The sequence below is a fragment of the Streptomyces sp. NBC_00829 genome, assembly GCF_045161795.1.
In the GTDB taxonomy this organism is placed as follows: domain Bacteria; phylum Actinomycetota; class Actinomycetes; order Streptomycetales; family Streptomycetaceae; genus Streptomyces.
In genome coordinates, this window is sequence record NZ_CP108867.1 from 5,495,816 (window position 1) to 5,513,835 (window position 18,020).

General features: G+C 67.0%; 13 protein-coding genes and 4 pseudogenes. 11 read left to right on the forward strand and 6 right to left on the reverse strand.

What is annotated here, in order from left to right:
* Positions 1–102 precede the first annotated feature (102 nt).
* Positions 103–1,545: an NF041680 family putative transposase gene (locus OG293_RS24355; RefSeq protein WP_406000911.1), complete on the reverse strand. Its 1,443-nt coding sequence runs from the start codon at positions 1,543–1,545 to the stop codon at positions 103–105.
* A gap of 237 nt (positions 1,546–1,782) precedes the next feature.
* Between OG293_RS24355 and OG293_RS24360 the strand changes: the two are divergent.
* The 3 genes and pseudogenes from OG293_RS24360 to OG293_RS24370 all read left to right on the forward strand — a co-directional run.
* Positions 1,783–2,457 (forward strand): annotated as a pseudogene (locus OG293_RS24360) (IS5 family transposase); the annotation flags it as partial.
* 537 nt (positions 2,458–2,994) lie between these two features.
* On the forward strand, positions 2,995–4,776 hold the full coding sequence (locus OG293_RS24365; RefSeq protein ID WP_406000912.1) for a reverse transcriptase domain-containing protein: 1,782 nt from the start codon (positions 2,995–2,997) through the stop codon (positions 4,774–4,776).
* Between the two features lie 109 nt (positions 4,777–4,885).
* Positions 4,886–5,050 (forward strand): annotated as a pseudogene (locus tag OG293_RS24370) (IS5/IS1182 family transposase); the annotation flags it as partial.
* 567 nt (positions 5,051–5,617) lie between these two features.
* Here OG293_RS24370 and OG293_RS24375 read toward each other — a convergent pair.
* Positions 5,618–5,864, reverse strand: a pseudogene (locus tag OG293_RS24375) (hypothetical protein).
* Positions 5,852–6,098, reverse strand: a pseudogene (locus OG293_RS24380) (hypothetical protein). The pseudogenes OG293_RS24375 and OG293_RS24380 overlap by 13 nt, the downstream one beginning before the upstream one ends.
* Positions 6,099–6,371: 273 nt before the next feature.
* Between OG293_RS24380 and OG293_RS24385 the strand changes: the two are divergent.
* From OG293_RS24385 to OG293_RS24395, 3 genes are all read left to right on the forward strand, one after another.
* Positions 6,372–7,091: an XRE family transcriptional regulator gene (locus OG293_RS24385; RefSeq protein WP_406003697.1), complete on the forward strand. Its 720-nt coding sequence runs from the start codon at positions 6,372–6,374 to the stop codon at positions 7,089–7,091.
* Between the two features lie 2 nt (positions 7,092–7,093).
* Positions 7,094–7,564, forward strand: a complete 471-nt coding sequence (locus tag OG293_RS24390; protein WP_406000913.1) for an NUDIX domain-containing protein — start codon at positions 7,094–7,096, stop codon at positions 7,562–7,564.
* Positions 7,565–8,182: 618 nt separating this feature from the next.
* Positions 8,183–8,542 carry a hypothetical protein gene (locus tag OG293_RS24395; protein ID WP_406000914.1) on the forward strand — a complete coding sequence of 120 codons (360 nt, stop codon included), beginning with the start codon at positions 8,183–8,185 and terminating at the stop codon, positions 8,540–8,542.
* A gap of 88 nt (positions 8,543–8,630) precedes the next feature.
* On the opposite strand, the gene OG293_RS24400 is transcribed toward OG293_RS24395, so the two are convergent.
* From OG293_RS24400 to OG293_RS24410, 3 genes are all read right to left on the reverse strand, one after another.
* A complete protein-coding gene (locus OG293_RS24400; protein WP_406000915.1) occupies positions 8,631–8,807 on the reverse strand; it encodes a hypothetical protein in 177 nt (58 codons plus the stop codon).
* 204 nt (positions 8,808–9,011) lie between these two features.
* Positions 9,012–9,317 carry a hypothetical protein gene (locus OG293_RS24405; protein WP_406000916.1) on the reverse strand — a complete coding sequence of 102 codons (306 nt, stop codon included), beginning with the start codon at positions 9,315–9,317 and terminating at the stop codon, positions 9,012–9,014.
* 351 nt (positions 9,318–9,668) lie between these two features.
* Positions 9,669–11,567, reverse strand: a complete 1,899-nt coding sequence (locus tag OG293_RS24410) for a hypothetical protein (RefSeq protein WP_406000917.1) — start codon at positions 11,565–11,567, stop codon at positions 9,669–9,671.
* Positions 11,568–11,816: 249 nt separating this feature from the next.
* Between OG293_RS24410 and rplU the strand changes: the two genes are divergently transcribed.
* The 5 genes from rplU (at position 11,817) to OG293_RS24435 (ending at position 17,978) form a co-directional block, all read left to right on the forward strand.
* Positions 11,817–12,137 carry a 50S ribosomal protein L21 gene (gene rplU / locus OG293_RS24415; RefSeq protein WP_015033583.1) on the forward strand — a complete coding sequence of 107 codons (321 nt, stop codon included), beginning with the start codon at positions 11,817–11,819 and terminating at the stop codon, positions 12,135–12,137.
* Positions 12,138–12,151: 14 nt separating this feature from the next.
* The gene (rpmA, locus tag OG293_RS24420; RefSeq protein WP_142217134.1) at positions 12,152–12,406 is read left to right on the forward strand and encodes a 50S ribosomal protein L27; all 255 of its coding nucleotides are present in this window, start codon (positions 12,152–12,154) and stop codon (positions 12,404–12,406) included.
* 122 nt (positions 12,407–12,528) lie between these two features.
* Positions 12,529–13,965, forward strand: a complete 1,437-nt coding sequence (obgE, locus tag OG293_RS24425) for a GTPase ObgE (RefSeq protein WP_406000918.1) — start codon at positions 12,529–12,531, stop codon at positions 13,963–13,965.
* 243 nt (positions 13,966–14,208) lie between these two features.
* Complete coding sequence (locus tag OG293_RS24430; protein WP_406000919.1) at positions 14,209–16,230, forward strand: glycosyltransferase family 4 protein; 2,022 nt, start codon at positions 14,209–14,211, stop codon at positions 16,228–16,230.
* 248 nt (positions 16,231–16,478) lie between these two features.
* Complete coding sequence (locus OG293_RS24435; RefSeq protein WP_406000920.1) at positions 16,479–17,978, forward strand: SDR family NAD(P)-dependent oxidoreductase; 1,500 nt, start codon at positions 16,479–16,481, stop codon at positions 17,976–17,978.
* The last annotated feature ends 42 nt before the right edge of the window (positions 17,979–18,020 follow it).

Genomic DNA, 18,020 nt, shown 5'->3' on the forward strand with positions numbered 1-18,020 from the left:
AAGGCAGACGCCGACGCTGAACCGGCCACACCCGGCGAAGCAGCAGGAGGCGCGGCATGGGGCAACTCGGGGTGAGCTGTTCAGAGTTTCTTTAGCTTGAAATTAAAGGTTTCCCCTCGGTTCTTCGGGTCGAGGGGTGTCCTTTTTGTGCTGGTGTTTGCCGACGGGGTGTCGGGGGGCGGGGCTGGTGGTGGTGCCCCGTGGGCGGCCTGGGCCGGGGTGGGTGGCTTTCGGCGGTTTCGCGGGAGTGCCCAGGATCTTGCGGATGCGGGGATAGCCGCGGCGGATCCGGCCGGGAGTGAGCTGATCCGATGTGAGTGGCTTCTCCCAGGGCCGGCGCAGATCGCCGGTGAGGGTGCGGGCGAGTCGGAGCTGGGTGTAGGCGGCGAGGATCAGCCAGACCCAGCGGTCGGCCTGAGCGGGGTGACGCAGGCGGGGGCGGGTCATGCCCAGGGCCTGCTTCCAGAACCGGAATGTGTGTTCGATGTCGAATCTTCTCAGGAAGATCCGCCACAGGCGGTCGACGTCGTGAGTGTCGGCGTCGGGGGCCGAGTGCCATAGCCATAGCGGCTTGGGATCGCGGTTGCCGGGCAGGCGCTCGACCGCGAGGTGTACCAGCGTTCCCTCCACGTTGGGCAGGTCACCCGGGTGATCGGCCCAACCGCCCTGGCGGCGTTCGAGTTTGGGGTGCAGGCGTCCCCAGCAGCGGGCGGTCACGGCACCGAACCGGTCATGACGGGTGGTGGACTCCTGGACGGGTGCGGGGTGGGTGGCCGGGTCGGCCAGCCGGAAGGGTGCGCCATGACGCGGTTGGCGGCCTTTGGTGGGTCCCCTGCGGCGCCCTGGCGGGTGGTGCATGACGCGGTCGGCGCGGATCCGCCCGAGCAGCCGGACCGGCTCGTTGCGCAGCAACCACGTCAGCCGCACGATGTCGTAGCCGGCGTCCAGCACGAACAGCACCTCGGGGTCGCCCTCGCGACACTGACCAGCCTCGCGCAGGCGCGTGAGCAGGTTCCGGACCTGGGCGGCGGTGACCTCGGTCAGGTCATCGTCCGGGCCGAGGCGGACCGCGTCCAGCGGCCCGGTCCACGAGGTCCGTCCGCCGCCCAGCGCGGCGGCGACCTGGTAGGGCCAGCCCGGAATCGTCTGCCGCACCCCGTCGCAGCGGCACGGGCGGTGGCAGTGCAGCCGGTCCGGCGAGCACTCCGCGTCCGGGCGCGGCCACGGTGTCACGTCCAGCGCGATCGAGATCTGCCGGTCCGTCCCGCGCGGAAGCTCCAGCCCGGCCAGCGCCAACCGCAGCCGCGACACATCCAGGCGGCCTCGGGCGAGCGCGTCGTACATCGCCCCGTGCCCACGCCGGTGAACTGTCTCAAGCGACAACTCCGGCAGCGACACCACCGGGCCGCCCGCGCACAGCACCGCGTCCGTCAACTCGAACAACGCATCGGCACGGCGGGGCATTGCCGCGTACAACTCCATTCGAAAGGAGGACAGTTCGGCAAGTGCCTGCCGATGAGCGGCTCCAGGGGCGACACTCGACACTGACGACCTCCCGGCCCGTTGTGCGACTCGACATCACACAGCGTGAAAGGGAGGTCGTCGCCATGTCCGGCAGATCCCCATGTGAGTGAACGATCCGAACCTCAAACGATCACTGAAGGTTAAATTTCAAGTTTAGAGACCGCGCAGATAGGCGGCGCGAGGCAGCCGCGACAGTAAGGCAGGCACAGGTCTAGGTGATCATGGAGTTGCGACGCTCTGTGATCACTGGGGAGACCTGTGCCTGTCCTGCCATCATGGCTGACCGACCCGCTCTGGGGCCAATTCGAGGCGCTGCTGCCCGAGCGCCCGACGGTCGATCCGACCCATCCGCTGGGCTGCCACCGCCGGCGCATCAGCGACCGGCTTGTCTTCGACAAGCTGCTGCAGCTGCTCCGGTTCGGCTGCTCCTACCAGGCGATCGCCGACACGACCTGCTCGGCGACCACCATCCGCAACCGCCGCGACGAGTGGATCCGGCTCGGCGTCTTCGCCCGCCTCAAGCAGATCGCGCTCGAGTCATACGACCGCATCGTCGGGTTGGTGCTCGACCAGATCGCCATCGACGGCTCCATCACCAAGGCTCCCGGCGGCGGGGAGGTCGCCGGACGCTCACCGGTCGATCGCGGCAAACAGGGCCTGAAGCGCTCGGGCATGACGGATGGATACGGAATACCGCTCGGCAGGGTCCTGGCCGGAGCGAACCGCCACGACTCCCCGCTGCTCGCCCCGACCCTGGACCGCCTGGAGGACCTGGGGCCGCTGCCCGACGACATCACCGTGCACCTGGACGCCGGCTACGACTTGGACAAGACCCGCACCGAACTCGCCGCGCGCAGTCTGCATGGCCGCATCGCGCACAAAGGCGAGAAGGCCCCGATCCAGGCCAGCCAGCGGTGGCATGTCGAGCGAACCTAGTGTGCCACGAGGCGCTCTGTTTGTATCCCCGGCTCAGCCGGGAGGAACTCGGAAGGAGGTTTCTGGGCCGGATGACTTACCTGGATCCGAAAGGTGAAGGGGACAACAGCATGTCAGAAAACCAGTGACCGGGCTCAGTTGTCAGAGACGGTGTGCTGGGCGGCCCGCGCGATATGGCGAAGACTGGATTGTTTGAAGCCCAATCTCCAGGAGATGCAAGTTCCCATCCGTCGGAAAGACGACTGAAACCGGCGCCGTGCTCTGCCCTGGATTCGAAGGTTGTCCGGTGCACTTCCGGAGCTCGGAGCGATGTCCAGCGAGGACATTCAAGGAGATGAGTGGGACGCCTGTGTCGCGCTAGAACGTACAGACAGGGACGAACGTGGGATCGCCTACGGGATGCGAGTCCTATGGCGACGGAGGCCCCGTAGTAGTCGCCGGAGTAACGACCGGTCAGGGAGGACGGGAAAGCCGTCCACATCGGGCGAAGGGGGCCAGGTGATTTGGACACCACAGAGTCGGGAGGTATGCGTAATGCAGAGCGCCAAAACGGTGCTGGGTGTCCTGCGTGAACGCGGCAGGCGTGGCCTGCCGTGCAATGAACTGTTTCGGCAGCTGTTCAATCCGCAGTTGTATCTGCTGGCCTACGGGCGGATCTACGCCAACCATGGTGCGATGACACCCGGGGTCACGTCGGAAACCGTGGACGGCATGTCGCAGCGGAAGATATACCGGATCATCGAGGCGATACGCCACGAGCGCTACCGCTTCAAGCCGGTCCGGCGCATCCATATCCCGAAGAAGAACGGGAAGATGCGTCCGTTGGGGCTGCCGACCTGGTCGGACAAACTCGTCGGTGAAGTGATCCGCCTGTTATTAGAGGCGTACTACGAGCCAACGTTCTCCGACCGATCTCATGGGTTTCGTCCCCGCCGTGGCTGCCATACCGCTTTGCGGGAGGTGGACCACACCTGGACCGGGACGTCCTGGTTCATCGAAGGGGACATTGCCGACTGCTTCGGCAGCCTGGACCATCAGGTGCTGCTGTCGATCCTCGGCGAGAAGATCCATGACCAGCGGTTTCTGCGGCTGGTGCGCAACATGCTCAAGGCCGGATACCTGGAGGACTGGAGATGGGGTGCCACGCTCTCCGGAGCGCCGCAAGGCGGAGTGGCCTCCCCGATCTTGTCCAACATCTACCTGCACAAGCTGGATGAGTTTATCGAGACAGTTCTGATTCCGGATTACACCCGAGGGAAGCGCCGGGCCCGAAACCCGGCCTACCTGGAGTTGCAGAATCTGCTGGCGAAAGCCCGCCGGCGCGGCGACCGGGTCCAGGCCCGCAAGCTGCGTCAGCGGATGGTCAGCCTGCCGAGCGCGGATCCCGACGATCCGGCATACCGCAGACTGCGCTACATACGCTACGCGGACGATCACCTCCTCGGTTTCACCGGACCGAAAGCCGAGGCCGAGCAGATCAAGCAACGCCTGGACCAGTTCCTGCGCGACGAACTCAAGCTGGAGCTGTCCCAGGAAAAGACGCTGATCACTCATGCCCGCACCGGGGCAGCGAGGTTTCTCGGCTACGAGATCACGACCCAGCACAACGACACGAAGAAGACCGGCCGTTACCGTCGGATCAACGGCCAGATCGCTCTCCGCGTCCCTCAGGACGTGATCAAGTCCAAGTGCGCCCCCTATCTCGCCCGCGGAGAACCCGCGAAGAAGACAGCCCTGATCAACAGCAGCGATCATGCGATCGTGGCGACCTTCGGGACCGTTTACCGGGGCGTTGTCCAGTACTACCTGCTCGCCGGAGATGTCTTCCGGCTGCACCGGCTGCAATGGGTCATGGAAACGTCCATGCTCAAGACCCTTGCCGCCAAGCACCGTTCGTCAGTGTCGAAGATGGCCGCCAAGCACAAGGCCAGAATTGACACGCCCAACGGGCCCCGGGTGTGCTTCGAGGCCCGCATCGAGCGGAAGAACAGGAAACCACTGGTGGCACGGTTCGGTGGGATTCCCCTCCAACGGCAGCGAGCGGCAGAACTCGCCGACCGCGAGCCGGTGCGGGTGGACTATCCGCAGAAGGAACTCATCGCGAGACTCCTGGCGGACACCTGCGAGATCTGCGGAAGCAAGGGCAATGTGCAAGTGCACCACGTCCGTGCTCTCGCCGACCTCGCACATGCCGGATGGCAGCCTTCCGACTGGGCACGCGTCATGCTTCACCGACGACGCAAAACGGTCGTGGCCTGCGACGTCTGCCACGACCGTATCCATTCAGAACGGCCAGCCCGATCACTCACGCCGTAGTCACTGGAGAGCCGGATGACCGGGAAACCGTCATGTCCGGTTCGGCGGGAGGCCGCGCGGAACAGGACTCGCCCCACGGCGAGCACCTCACCGCGCGGCCGACCCAACCGCCTGGCAGAACGCCTTCTACCGGCTCGCCCGCTGCTACGAACGCCGCGCAACGGTCATCGACGCCTTCTTCGACCTCGCGGACACGATCATCACCGTCCGTAGCCTGATCCGCCAGGCATGGACGACCCACCGCTGGGACGACCGCCCGAACCGCCGCCCATGAGCACACGCCTATCTGCGCGAACTCTTACTTGATCAAGGGCGTCCCGCTGACGCGGGCCGCCGCGCGTCGGCGGTCGGTGACCGCCGCCCGCTCCTGTCTGCCGCCCCGCTGGCGACGGCCGCCGACCACTCGGCGCGCAGGGCCCAGAGGCATAGGCCGGACTGTCAATCGGAAGCCCCGCTGTCCGAACGCTCAGCAGCAGACCGGCTGGGTTCCCGAGAGGCCGTCCGGCGAGCTCGTACCGTGCGGCGTCGACACCCCGGCGGAGCTGTCGTCCGGAACGCGGCCGTTGTGCCTGGCTGGGACCGTGACGATGGAGATAACTGGGCTGATGCCGGTGCGGGGTTGAGCGAGACACACGTGACGGGTGATCGGTCGGCGCGCCCGCCGTCGTGGCTGACTTTCTACGGCTGAGGCCAGAACCTCATGGCCATGGGCACGGCACGCACGTGAAGGCCCGTCCCTGCCGGGGCTGACGAGTGCGGGGGGAGCCTCGATCGGCCGTGCCCGGCAGGGGCGGGAGTCGGGTGGGTCAGCGCGGTGCGGCGCCTGGGCGAGCGAGGCGGGTCACGTCTGGCGCCAGGTCCGCCAGGGGCGGGTGATGATCTCCCGGTAGGTGTGGTGGGACGGGTTTCTGGCCGCAGTGCCGCAGGACCCAGTCCTGCGGTTCGGTGAAGTCCTCGCTTGTCGGCGAGGTCTCTCCGTCCACGGCGCACTGCATCGCGTAGAGGACCGGCTCCGCGTCCGGCTCGCGGTCGGGCTGGAGCGTCCAGGTCTCGTAGCGCAGAACCGAGCGAGAAGTCACCGTCCCCACCTCCGGTTGGCCACGGCCACCTTCGCGCTCAACTCCTCCGCCGGAGTCGGCGAACGTAGGTCCTCGGGCGGCACGTCCCACTCCCGACCACCGCGCGGCGGCCGAAGCTGCACGGACGTCCCCACATGCCCCATCACCACGCCCACCTTGCCGCTCCGCCGGTCGACCACCAGGGCGCCGGCATCGGGCGGTGTGCCCGTCGGCATCAGGGGTGGGGGCCGTCATCGTGACCACCCTGGCGAGGCGGCGCGCGACCGGGCGTCCAGTCGCAGGGCGGGAACACATGGGGTGGCGCTCATTCGCACGGTGACGCTCCTCGGCGGCGTTGATGCGTGCCCCTGGGCCTGTTGGTGCCGCAGGGTCGGCACCGATCCTCACGCCGGTCACCGGGACGAAGGAACCTCCACCAAACCCCACTTCGGGACGTCCTGCACCATGTAGAACGTCCCTAGTGCCGTCCTGAGACGAAGGGGGAGACTCGTGCCGAACGAGAGACTACGAGCCGTCATGGCGGCGGGAGGCTGGACGTACGCCGCACTCGCTCAGCAGGTCGAGGTCGACCCCAAGTCGGTCGAGCGCTGGGTGAACCTCGGGCGTATCCCACGTCGTGCCACCGCCCTCCAGGCGGCCAAGGCCCTGGGAGAAGACGTGCACGCACTCTGGCCGGCGCTCCGCCAGGCCCGCCCCGCCCGCGCCATCAGCCCCGAACTGGTCACGCTCTACGAACAGCGGGCAGACATCCCCGTCTCGACGTTCACCGACCTGATGGCCCAGGCCCGGGAACGGATCGACATCCTCGTCTACGCGGCAGTCTTCCTCCACGAGGCGTACCCGCGGCTGAACGAACTCCTCACCGAACGCGCCGCCGAAGGCTGCACCGCCCGCATCGCGATCGGGGACCCTGACAGCGACAACGTCCAAGCCCGCGGCCAGGAAGAGCGGTTCGGCCACGGCATCGAATCCCGCTGCCGCCTCGCCCTCATGCACTACAAGCCGCTCGCCGACACCCCAGGCATCGAAGTCCGCACCCACGGCACCACGCTCTACAACTCCCTCTACCGCGCCGACGACCAGCAACTCGTCAACGCACACGTCTGGGGCGTCAACGCCTACGCCGCCCCCGTGTGGCACCTTCGCCGACACCAGGAGAGCGGCATGTTCGACACCTACGCCGACAGCTTCAACGCCGTGTGGGCGACCGCAACCCCCGTACGAGAGGAAGACTGACCATGGCCCGCACCGAGTACTACGACGACCCCAACGCGCCCAAGCCGAACACCGTGGTCGTCGCCGCCTCCGCCGTCGTCACCGACGACCACGGCCGCATCCTCCTCCAGCGCCGCCGCGACAACGACCTGTGGGCACTGCCCGGCGGCGGCATGGACCTCACCGACTCCCTGCCCGGCACAGCCGTCCGCGAAGTCAAAGAGGAGACCGGCCTCGACATCGAGATCACCGGCCTGGTCGGCACCTACACCGACCCGAAACACATCATCGCCTACACCGACGGCGAAGTCCGCCGCCAGTTCAACGTCTGCTTCACCGCCCGCATCACCGGCGGCCAACTGGCAATCTCCGACGAGTCCACTGAACTCCGGTTCGTGTCGCCGGAAGAGATCGAGCAGTTGCCGATGCACCACACCCAACGGCTCAGGCTCCAGCACTTCCTGGAACAGCGCGAAAAGCCGTACCTGGGCTGAACCGCCTAACGGCAGTAGCGACGGCAACAACCCCGCACAACCACGGACATCCACGCACCTCACCGGACCAGCAAACCGTACTTGACCTGCGAAAAAGCAGGTCGAAGGCTTCGCGTAGCACACGTACTATGTGCTGGCGGGGGTCACGCCGGTCCTTGTGCACAATTGCGAAGGCGCACCCACTCATGTCACAGGTAAGGGTGATGACCCGCTAGTTCCGGAACTCATCAACGATATAAATGCTCGCTATCCTGGGCATGTGCGAGCTGAAGGCGTCACGATAAATGGGCCGAGCGGTGAATCGCTCACAGACTTTGACATCGTGACCCGGAATGTAGTGGTGCAGGTGAAGAGTGGTTCAGGAAAGGGTGCTCGCAAGCAGGCGCTAAACACGCAAAGTCTGACGGACTATCCTGTCATTGTCTACCTTCCACAGGGGCGTGGCAGTGTGATCAAGAGTCTGGAGCAGGCTGGCATTATGGTCACGCGGGACAAGAATCTGCTACTTGATGTCCTGGCGCCATAGCCTCCGAATGATTGCAAATATTCGATACGAAGGGAGCCGCAGTGCGTCCTACTGTCGTCCTTCTGAGCCCTACTGGTGATCATCAGGAGCTGGTGAACCGCTTGCGTGGAGCTGGCTCCTATCGTGAAGACGAGTTTTTTGATCACTTGCATCGAGGCGAATGTCGATTCGGTGTGGATGTTTCCGGGGACGTCATCGATGAGTTTGATGAGGAAGAGCTTGCCGAGATTTCTGAGAAGATCGGAGAGTTGGGGGCGGTCCTCATCGAATACCCCAGCGTGGCATGCATCCGTGAGCTTCTGATGGACGTACTTTCTGGAATCAGTGGAATCCTTGACACGAACCACGGTGAGCTTCTGGATTACCAGAGTGCCTTGCTGATATTCCAGCGAGATCCGTCCTGGGACTGGCGTTCCGGCGGCGACGAAATCATCTCAGTCGCCAACTCCTGAGGTATTTGCATCAGCGTAAGACTTGGGACCCCCCGAAAGGATTTCGGAGGGTCCCAAGAGGCTTTTGACGGCAACGGTGACGGCAACGTCAGCGGCCGGCTGCTGGGGTGGGTGGGGCGTCTGGGGCGTCGGTGACCGTGCGGAGTGTGCCGATGGCTTGGCGTTGGAGGCGGGGGCTCGCGTGGGCGTAGACGTCGGCGGAGACGACGTTGGGGGCGTGCCCGAGGAGCTCCTTGATGACGACGAGGTCGACGCCCTGTTTCAAGAGCAGCTTGCCCAGCTCCTAACAGGCGCGGATCATCTGCCGCACGTGACGGGCGACGGCGTGACGGGGCAGGGGCGGGGCCGGACGGTGCCGCCGCACGTGGTGCACGGCAGCGCGGTCCCTTGAGGCAACAGCGTGGCGCCGCGGCCCTGACAGGGGCGGCAGAACAGCGCCCGCGAAGATGAGGCAGAAATCATGACCGTGTCAGAGCGTCATCCGCTGCGCTATTCCGGGGAGGTCACCCTCGGTGACGTTGAGGGCATCAAACGCTTTCTGACTGCACGAACAGCGCGACTTGCCAGCGCGGAGCGTGGAACTGACGAGCGGCAAGTGGCGCGCGGTATGCGAACTGCGCTCTTGCAGCTCGTCAGTACGCTCCAGCACGCCCTGTCGCTTTCTGAAGCGGATCGTGAGTCGAATCAACTGCAGCTGGGTTTGCAGATCGGGATGGCATGGAATGCCTTGTGGGCGTTGGTGTCCCCATGGCAATGGCATGACGAGTACGATCATGAGCGGTGGCGACATGTCAAGTATTGGGACGCGGGCCAGGAGGCTGGTTATGAAAGCCTACTGACTGACATAGTCTCCGATGGGCGGCAGTCTTACGGCGACCCCGGGGGCGATGGCAGGTAAATCCTGAACGCGCTGGCCGCTGAATTATGCCAGCGGTGCGTCAAGATTTCGAAGTGGTGCCCTATTGTGGCTTCAGATGATGAATCGTAAGAGCTCCGCCAGTAGTGTCTGGCGGGGCTCTTGGGGTGTTTGACGGCAAAGTCAGTGGATGGCGGGTGGGGCTTCGGGGTTGTCGGCGATAGAGCTGAGGGCACTGCGCAGGCGGTCGACGGCACGCCGCCCAACGCCTCAGCGCCGCTGCCCCCACGCCTTCCGCAGCTGAAGTGCCAGGAACAGCGACCATCCCGTCGGGATCACCGTCCGGTACCAGCTCACGCCCGGCGACCACCACGCGTACGCCATCAGCGGGACGAAGAACAGCAGGCCCGCGACGCGCAACAGCCACCAGCGTCTCGACCGGGGGGCCGGGAGCGTGGGGGTGCCCAGGTCCTTCGACATCGTGTCGCGGATGCCCTTGAACACCCCGCGGCGGGCGAGGATCTGGGCACCGGGGGCATCCGCCAGGATCTCGTCGCGTTCGCCGAAGCCGTCAGGCAGCGGGGGCAGCCCGAGGGCCGTCACCAGCTCCGACTGGCGGCTCGCCGGGTCGTTCGTGCCGCGGAGCAGAGTGACCAGCGGGCGCTCGTCGGGCACCGGGAAGAGTTCGGCGAGGGCCGCGGCCGTGGCGGTGGCCTCGGCGTGGTCGGTGACCGGGGCCGCCGGGTCCCACAGGTGGGAGGCGCGCGGTTTGCCCTTGTGGAAGAGGGTGAAGCCGCAGCGGTCGGCGGTGCGGCGCAGCACAAGCGCCGGCCACTTCTCGCCGGTGGTGAAGTTGTCGGCGGCCGACGTCAGCATCTCCTCGCCGGCCACGAGCGTCGCGCGCCTGCCGGGGGAGGGGTCGGCGACGAGTTCGACGTAACTCAGGCCCGTGGGAGCGCCGGGACCGCCAGGACCGCCGGGTCGTCCCGGGGGAGCGGGCGCGGGGGCGATACGGAGCGAGACACCGCACATCAGGGCCGCGTCGGCGACCTCGTGCGGCGGGGCCGCGGCTATCGCGAGCGAGCGCGGCGCGGGGACGGCCGGGACCGGTGCCGCCGGGTTCTCGGGCCGGGGCGGTCTGCCGAAGAACGGGGTCTTGGAGGCGATCTGCATCCGTACGCCGAGCCGGAACTCCAGGAACTCCTTGCGGCTGTCGCCCAGATAGGTCCACGGGAACTCAGCGGCGTGCACACCGATCGCCCGGAACACCTCCAGAGCCTCGCTCCAGCGCTCGGCGAGGATCAGCATCAGCGCCAGGTGGTTGCGGAAGCCCGCGGCCTCGGGGTCGCCGGGTTCGTACCAGCCGGAGAGCTCCAGGGCGCGGTCCACGGCGGCCCGGACCCGGGCGGGGTCGATCGGGCCGTTCTCGGTGGAGTCCTCGGAGACCACCTCGTACTCGATCGCGGCCAGCAGGGGCAGGGCGTGCAGCTTCGAGCCGGGCAGCGCCCCCTCGGCGGCCTTCTCGGCGAAGCCGAACATCTCCTCGTGCGAGCCGTACCACTTGTCGCAGAGGTACTGGAGGGCGGTCGCATGACAGCCGTAGTGGTGCGGGGCACGGGCGACGGCCTCCTTCCAGTACGCGTCGAAGACATGGCGCGGAGCCTGGATGCCGCGTGCGTGGGTGAGCGCGATCTCCCACGGCACCGGGTCGGTGGGGTTCCGCTCGGCAGCCGCCGCGATCACCGGAACCGCGTCCTCGAGAAGCGTGAAGAAGGCCCGGAACTGGTCCTCGGACACATGGCGGGCACGGTGGCTGCTCCGTATCTCCCACGCCTGCTGAATACAGAGGTCCGCCTTCACCAGCAGCGCGTCGGGGTCCTCGGGCGACCGGGACAGCCAGCTCTCCAGCCAGCCCGGGTTGTGCAGCGCGCTCTCGGCGAGCTCGGAGACGTAGCCGCTGCGCCGCTCCCACTGTGCGTCGAGCCGGGTCCCGGCGAGCAGCTCACGGGCAAGGCCGGCATCCCCGGCGGAGCACGCGGCGAGCGCGGCCCGCAGGGCCGGATCGGCGACCGTGCCGACGGTGACGGCTTCGTCCGGAGGGAGATCCGCGCCCACGGCCGAGCCGTGGCGGAGCATACGAGGCATGGTGATCAGGGAGCGCAAGGACACGTGCGCATTCTTGCCGAACGGGTCGTGAGCTGTCCCCAGGGATTCACCGGGCGTACCCGGTTTGACCCTCCGGAGCGGGCCCCGTAACCTTGACCCTCGGCGTGTTTCCCTGCGCCCACCCCTGAGCAACTCCCTCCCGATGGATCTTCCGGTCGGGAGAGGCCGCTCATCCTTCCGGATCGTCGCGGGCTTCGGCCTGTGCGAGCGGCTGGCATCAGGGGGTCCGTTCCGAGCGAAAGAGAGACCCGCGTGTACGCCATCGTGCGCAGCGGTGGTCGCCAGCACAAGGTTGCTGTCGGCGACATCGTTGAGGTTGACAAGATTTCCACTGCCAAGGTTGGCGACACGGTCGAGCTCTCGACCCTGCTCGTTGTCGACGGCGACGCCGTGACCAGCGACCCGTGGGTGCTGGCCGGTATCAAGGTCACGGCCGAGGTCGTGGACCACCACAAGGGCGCGAAGATCGACATCCTTCGCTACAAGAACAAGACCGGCTACCGCCGTCGCCAGGGTCACCGTCAGCAGTACACGGCGATCAAGGTCACCGGTATCCCCGCGGCTGCGAAGTAAGGGACTGAGGAGACATGGCACACAAGAAGGGCGCATCGTCCACTCGGAACGGGCGCGACTCCAATGCTCAGCGGCTCGGCGTGAAGCGCTTCGGCGGTCAGGTCGTCAACGCCGGTGAGATCCTGGTCCGCCAGCGCGGCACCCACTTCCACCCGGGCAACGGCGTCGGCCGTGGCAAGGACGACACGCTGTTCGCGCTGGACGCCGGCGCGGTGGAGTTCGGTACCCGTCGTGGCCGCAAGGTCGTGAACATCGTTCCGGTCGCCTGACCCAGGCACCCGTAGAGCGGTTTTCTTTGCGAGGGCGGACCTCGCTTCCCGTTGACCGGGAAGCGGGTCCGCCTTTCGCTTGTTACACCTAAGACATTCCGTACATATCTGGAGGCACACCCATGACCACCTTCGTGGACCGCGTTGAGCTGCATGCCGCCGCGGGTAACGGAGGCCACGGCTGCGCCTCCGTTCACCGGGAGAAGTTCAAGCCGCTCGGCGGCCCCGACGGCGGCAACGGCGGCCGTGGCGGCGATGTCATCCTGGTCGTCGACCAGTCCGTGACGACGCTGCTCGACTACCACCACAGCCCGCATCGCAAGGCCACCAACGGACAGCCCGGCGCCGGCGACAACCGCTCCGGCAAGGACGGCCAGGATCTCGTCCTGCCCGTGCCCGACGGTACCGTGGTCCTCGACAAGCAGGGCAATGTCCTCGCCGACCTCGTCGGCCAGGGCACCACCTTCATCGCGGGCCAGGGCGGCCGCGGCGGCCTGGGCAACGCCGCGCTGGCCTCCGCCCGCCGCAAGGCCCCCGGTTTCGCGCTGCTCGGCGAGCCGGGCGAGTCGCGCGACGTGGTCATGGAGCTCAAGACCGTCGCCGACGTGGCGCTGGTCGGCTACCCGAGCGCGGGCAAGTCCTCGCTGATCTCCGTGCTCAGCGCCGCCAAGCCCAAGATCGCGGACTACCCCTTCACCACGCTCGTGCCGAACCTCGGTGTGGTCACCGCGGGGTCGACCGTCTACACCATCGCCGACGTGCCGGGCCTGATTCCCGGCGCCAGCCAGGGCCGCGGCCTGGGCCTTGAGTTCCTGCGCCACGTCGAGCGCTGTTCCGTGCTCGTGCACGTCCTGGACACGGCGACGCTGGAGTCCGACCGCGACCCTGTCTCCGACCTCGACGTCATCGAGGAGGAGCTGCGGCAGTACGGCGGTCTCGACGACCGTCCGCGCATCGTCGTCCTCAACAAGATCGACATCCCGGACGGCCAGGATCTCGCCGACATGATCCGCCCCGACCTGGAGGCGCGCGGCTACCGCGTCTTCGAGGCGTCCGCGGTGGCGCGCACCGGCCTGAAGGAACTCTCCTTCGCCCTGGCCGAGATCGTCGCCGGGGCGCGCGCCGCCAAGCCGGTCGAGGAGGCGACCCGGATCGTCATCCGCCCGAAGGCGGTCGACGACGCGGGCTTCACGGTCGTGCAGGAGGAGGACGGTCACTTCCGCGTGCGTGGCGAGAAGCCGGAGCGCTGGGTCCGCCAGACCGACTTCAACAACGACGAGGCCGTCGGCTATCTCGCAGACCGCCTCAACCGCGTCGGTGTCGAGGAGGCGCTGATGAAGGCCGGGGCCCGCGCGGGCGACGGCGTGGCCATCGGCCCCGAGGACAACGCGGTCGTCTTCGACTGGGAGCCGACGATGATGGCGGGCGCGGAGATGCTCGGCCGCCGCGGCGAGGACCACCGCCTGGAGGCCCCGCGCCCCGCGGCCCAGCGCCGCCGCGACCGGGAAGCGGAGCGCGACGATGCGCAGCGCGAGTTCGACGAGTTCGACCCTTTCTAGGCACACCGGCAGGCCTGCCGCCCCGGAACGCCGGACTCCGTCCCGGAGCTCGGCGTTCCGGTCGACCGGCAAACGCTTGGTCAAGGTGGGGTGTGTTCATCCCCCTCTGTCTCCCCTGATCAGGCTAAATCGTGGGATGAGGGGCAACCTCGGCGAGACGGCAACCGTCTGACGGGGCGTGTGGCGATCTATGGAACATCCGATTGCCTCCCGATCCCCAGTTGAACGGAGCAGCAAGGGCCGATGAAGATCTCCTTCCTCATCCATACCGTTTACGGTATTGGCGGGACGATCCGCACCACTCTCAACCTCGCCGAAGAGCTGGTGAGCCGGCACGAGGTGGAGATCGTCTCGGTCTTCAGGCACCGGGACGTACCTCTGTTCACCATCGACCCCCGGATCTCCGTCGTTCCCCTCGTCGACACCCGGGTGAACTCCCCGACGAACGAGAAGGAACACCCCTTCCAGCTCCAGCCCGCCGCCTTCTTCCCGCAGAACGAGGCGCGTTACAAGGAGTACAGCCGGCTCACCGACGACCGCGTCCGCGAGCACTACGCCACTTCGGACGCGGACGTCGTGGTCGGCACCCGCCCCGGGCTCGTCGCGTACGTCGCACAGTTCGCCCCGCGGGGCGCGGTCCGCATCGGCCAGGAACACATGTCGCACAACCATCACAAGGCAGCGCTGCGCGCCGAGATGTACGAGCATCTCGCGGCGATGGACGCCTTCGTGACGGTCTCCGAGGGCGACGCCGCCATCTGGCGGGAGAGGATGCCGCTGCCCGGCACCCGTGTGCTGGCCATCCCGAACAGCGTCCCCGAGCCCCAGGTCGCCCCCTCCGACGGGACGGGCACCACCGTCGTCGCCGCCGGACGGCTCGCCCCCGAGAAGCAGTACGACGTCCTCGTCGACGCCTTCGCCAAGGTCACCGCCCAGCGCCCGGAGTGGGTGCTGCGCATCTACGGCGGCGGCGACCAGCGCCCCAGGCTCCGCGACAAGATCCTCACCATGGGCCTCTACAACAAGGTCCATCTGATGGGTCCGCACTCGCCCATCGAACCCGAGTGGGCCAAGGGTGCGATCGCGGTGTCGACCTCACGCCATGAGTCGTTCGGCATGACGCTCGTCGAGGCCATGCGCTGCGGCCTGCCGGTGATCTCCACCGACTGCGACTACGGACCGCGGGAGATCATCAAGGACGGGGTGGACGGTGTCCTCGTCCCGGTCGGCGACCGCAAGGCGATCGCCGACGCGCTGCTGAGGCTGATCGACGATGGGGAGCTGCGCCGCCGTCTGGGCACCGCCGCGCGCGAGAATTCCTGCCGCTTCGACCCCTCGCAGGTCGTCAAGGAGTACGAGAACCTCTTCGAGGAGCTCAGCGCCGCTCTCTCGCAGCGCGGTGGCGCGCCGGACTTCGAGCCGGTCGCCGACTGCGTGGTGGGCTCGCGGGGCGAGCTGGTCATCACGCTGGTCACGCCCCGCCCGGCGGCCGACGAGGCAGGGCTGCGGCTGCTGTGCGTACGGACCACGGGCAGCACCGAGGTGCACACCTTTCCCTTCGGGCCGGACGGATCCGTGACCGTCCCCGCCGGTGAGGAGCTCGGCGAGGGCATCTGGGAGCTCTTCGCCGAGTCGGCGGCGACCGGTGCGCGGGCCCGCCTCGGCAGCCGCAACGTCGATCAGCGCGGCGCCATGCACGCCGCTGAGCGGCTCGTACCCGAAAAGCCCGTCTGCAATCTCGTGCCGTACGCCGACAGGACACGGGGCACGCTCGTGCTGCGGTCCTGGGTCAGGGCGGTCCACGCGGAGGCCGCGGACGTCCGGGTCGCCGGGCGGAAGATGACCCTGTCGGGCAGTCTGATCGGCGCGAGCCCGGCCGGGAACCCCGTCCTTGTGTTGCGCCGCCGTCAGAAGCCCGCGAAGGAACTGACCGTCCCGGGGCGGTGGGACGCCGCGGGTGTGTTCCACTTCACCATCGCCGGTACCGCTCCGGCCGCGGAGCAGATCACCGCACACGATGTGTGGGACACCTTCCTCCGATATGCCCCGGATGCCCAGCCGGTGAAGATCGGCCGCGTACTGGACGACGTGGTCATGAAGAAGGACGTCTACAACTATCCGTTGGCCGTTCTGCCGAAGAAGAGGAAGGGGAGTCTCGCGCGTGCGCTCGCCAAGAAAATCCTCAGAAGGCCCGCTCAGCGCGTCCGCGTCCGCCTCTTCTACACCGCCTCGAACGATCTCGCTCTCAACGTGGTCGATATGTAGGGATTTCCTGCATACGTAATCCGGGGTCGACTACAGGAGGCGTTTTGGCGGCAAGAGCGATTCGAGCCAAGCACTCATGTGGTCTCGGTCACCCGGTCAATCGTCTGGTGTGCCCGGATTAGCCTGATGGCAAGGCGAACGGCGGGTTGCGCAGAGGTGTGGCGTGAATGGCCTACGCCTTGCGAGACGGTAACGCAGAGTGCAACTATCGGAATGTTCCCCAGTCCCCGCAAGGTAGGTCGTCGTCTGTGTCTGTGCAGCCCATAGCCAAGCCCCGCACCACAGCTGTTGTGCTCGCCGGTGGTACCGGCCAGCGTGTGGGTCTGTCGATCCCCAAGCAGCTGCTGAAGATCGCCGGCAAGGCTGTCATCGAGCACACGCTGACGATCTTCGAGCAGGCGGAGTCCATCGACGATGTGATTGTGCTGATGGCGCCGGGTTTTGTGCCCGACGTGGAGAAGATCATCGCAAGGGCCGGACTGACCAAGGTCGCCGGGGTCATCGAAGGCGGCTCGACGCGGAACGAGACCACCGAGCGTGCGATCGCCGCGCTGGGAGAGGGACTTGCCGAGGGCGAGGACCGCAACGTCCTGTTCCATGACGCTGTCCGTCCGCTTCTGTCACAGCGGGTGATCCAGGACTGTGTCGACGCACTTGACCGGTATCAGGCGGTCGATGTCGCCATCCCGTCCGCGGACACGATCATCGTGACCCGCACCCACGGCGAGGACGGCGAGTTCATCACCGACGTCCCGGACCGCTCGCGGCTGCGCCGCGGCCAGACCCCGCAGGCGTTCAAGCTCTCCACGATCCGCAAGGCGTACGAGATCGCGGCGGGCGATCCCAACTTCCAGGCCACCGACGACTGTTCGGTGGTCCTGAAGTACCTGCCGGACGTCCCGATCCATGTCGTCGCGGGCGACGAGTACAACATGAAGGTGACCCAGCCGGTCGACGTCTTCATCGCCGACAAACTCTTCCAACTGGCCACAACCGCCGCTCCCCGTCAGGCCGACGAGGCCGCCTACCGCGAACTGCTCGCCGGCCGCACCCTGGTCGTCTTCGGCGGCTCGTACGGCATCGGCGCGGACATCGCCGAGCTGGCGAAGCGGTACGGCGCGCAGGTGTACGCGCTGGGCCGCTCCACCACCGGCACCCATGTCGAGAACCCCGAGCATGTCGACGACGCGCTCTCCAGGGCGTACTCCGAGACCGGCCGGGTCGACTACGTCATCAACACAGCCGGTGTCCTGCGCATCGGCAAGCTCGCCGAGACGGACAACACGACCATTCAGGAGGCGCTGAACGTCAATTACCTGGCACCGGTCCAGATTGCCCGCGCCTCGTACAAGTACCTGGCGGAGACCAAGGGCCAGTTGCTGCTCTACACCTCCTCCAGCTACACCCGCGGACGCGCTGAGTACAGCCTGTATTCGTCGACCAAGGCGGCCATGGTGAACCTCACCCAGGCCCTCTCCGACGAATGGGCGAGCGACGGAATTCGCGTGAACTGTGTGAATCCCGAACGCACCGCGACGCCGATGCGGACCAAGGCCTTCGGTGTGGAGCCGAGCGGTTCGCTGCTCTCCTCCGAGGCTGTGGCCAGGTCTTCCCTGGATGTTCTGCTCTCCGAACTGACCGGTCACGTCATTGACGTACGGCAGCAGGATCCGACCCGCGAGGCGAGTGAAGCTTCCGGATTCGAAGCGGCGCTGGCAGCCGTTCTGGACCGCCAGGAAGATGTGTGATGATTGCCGACAGCTGAAATTGACGGACCTCTGTGTTCGCCC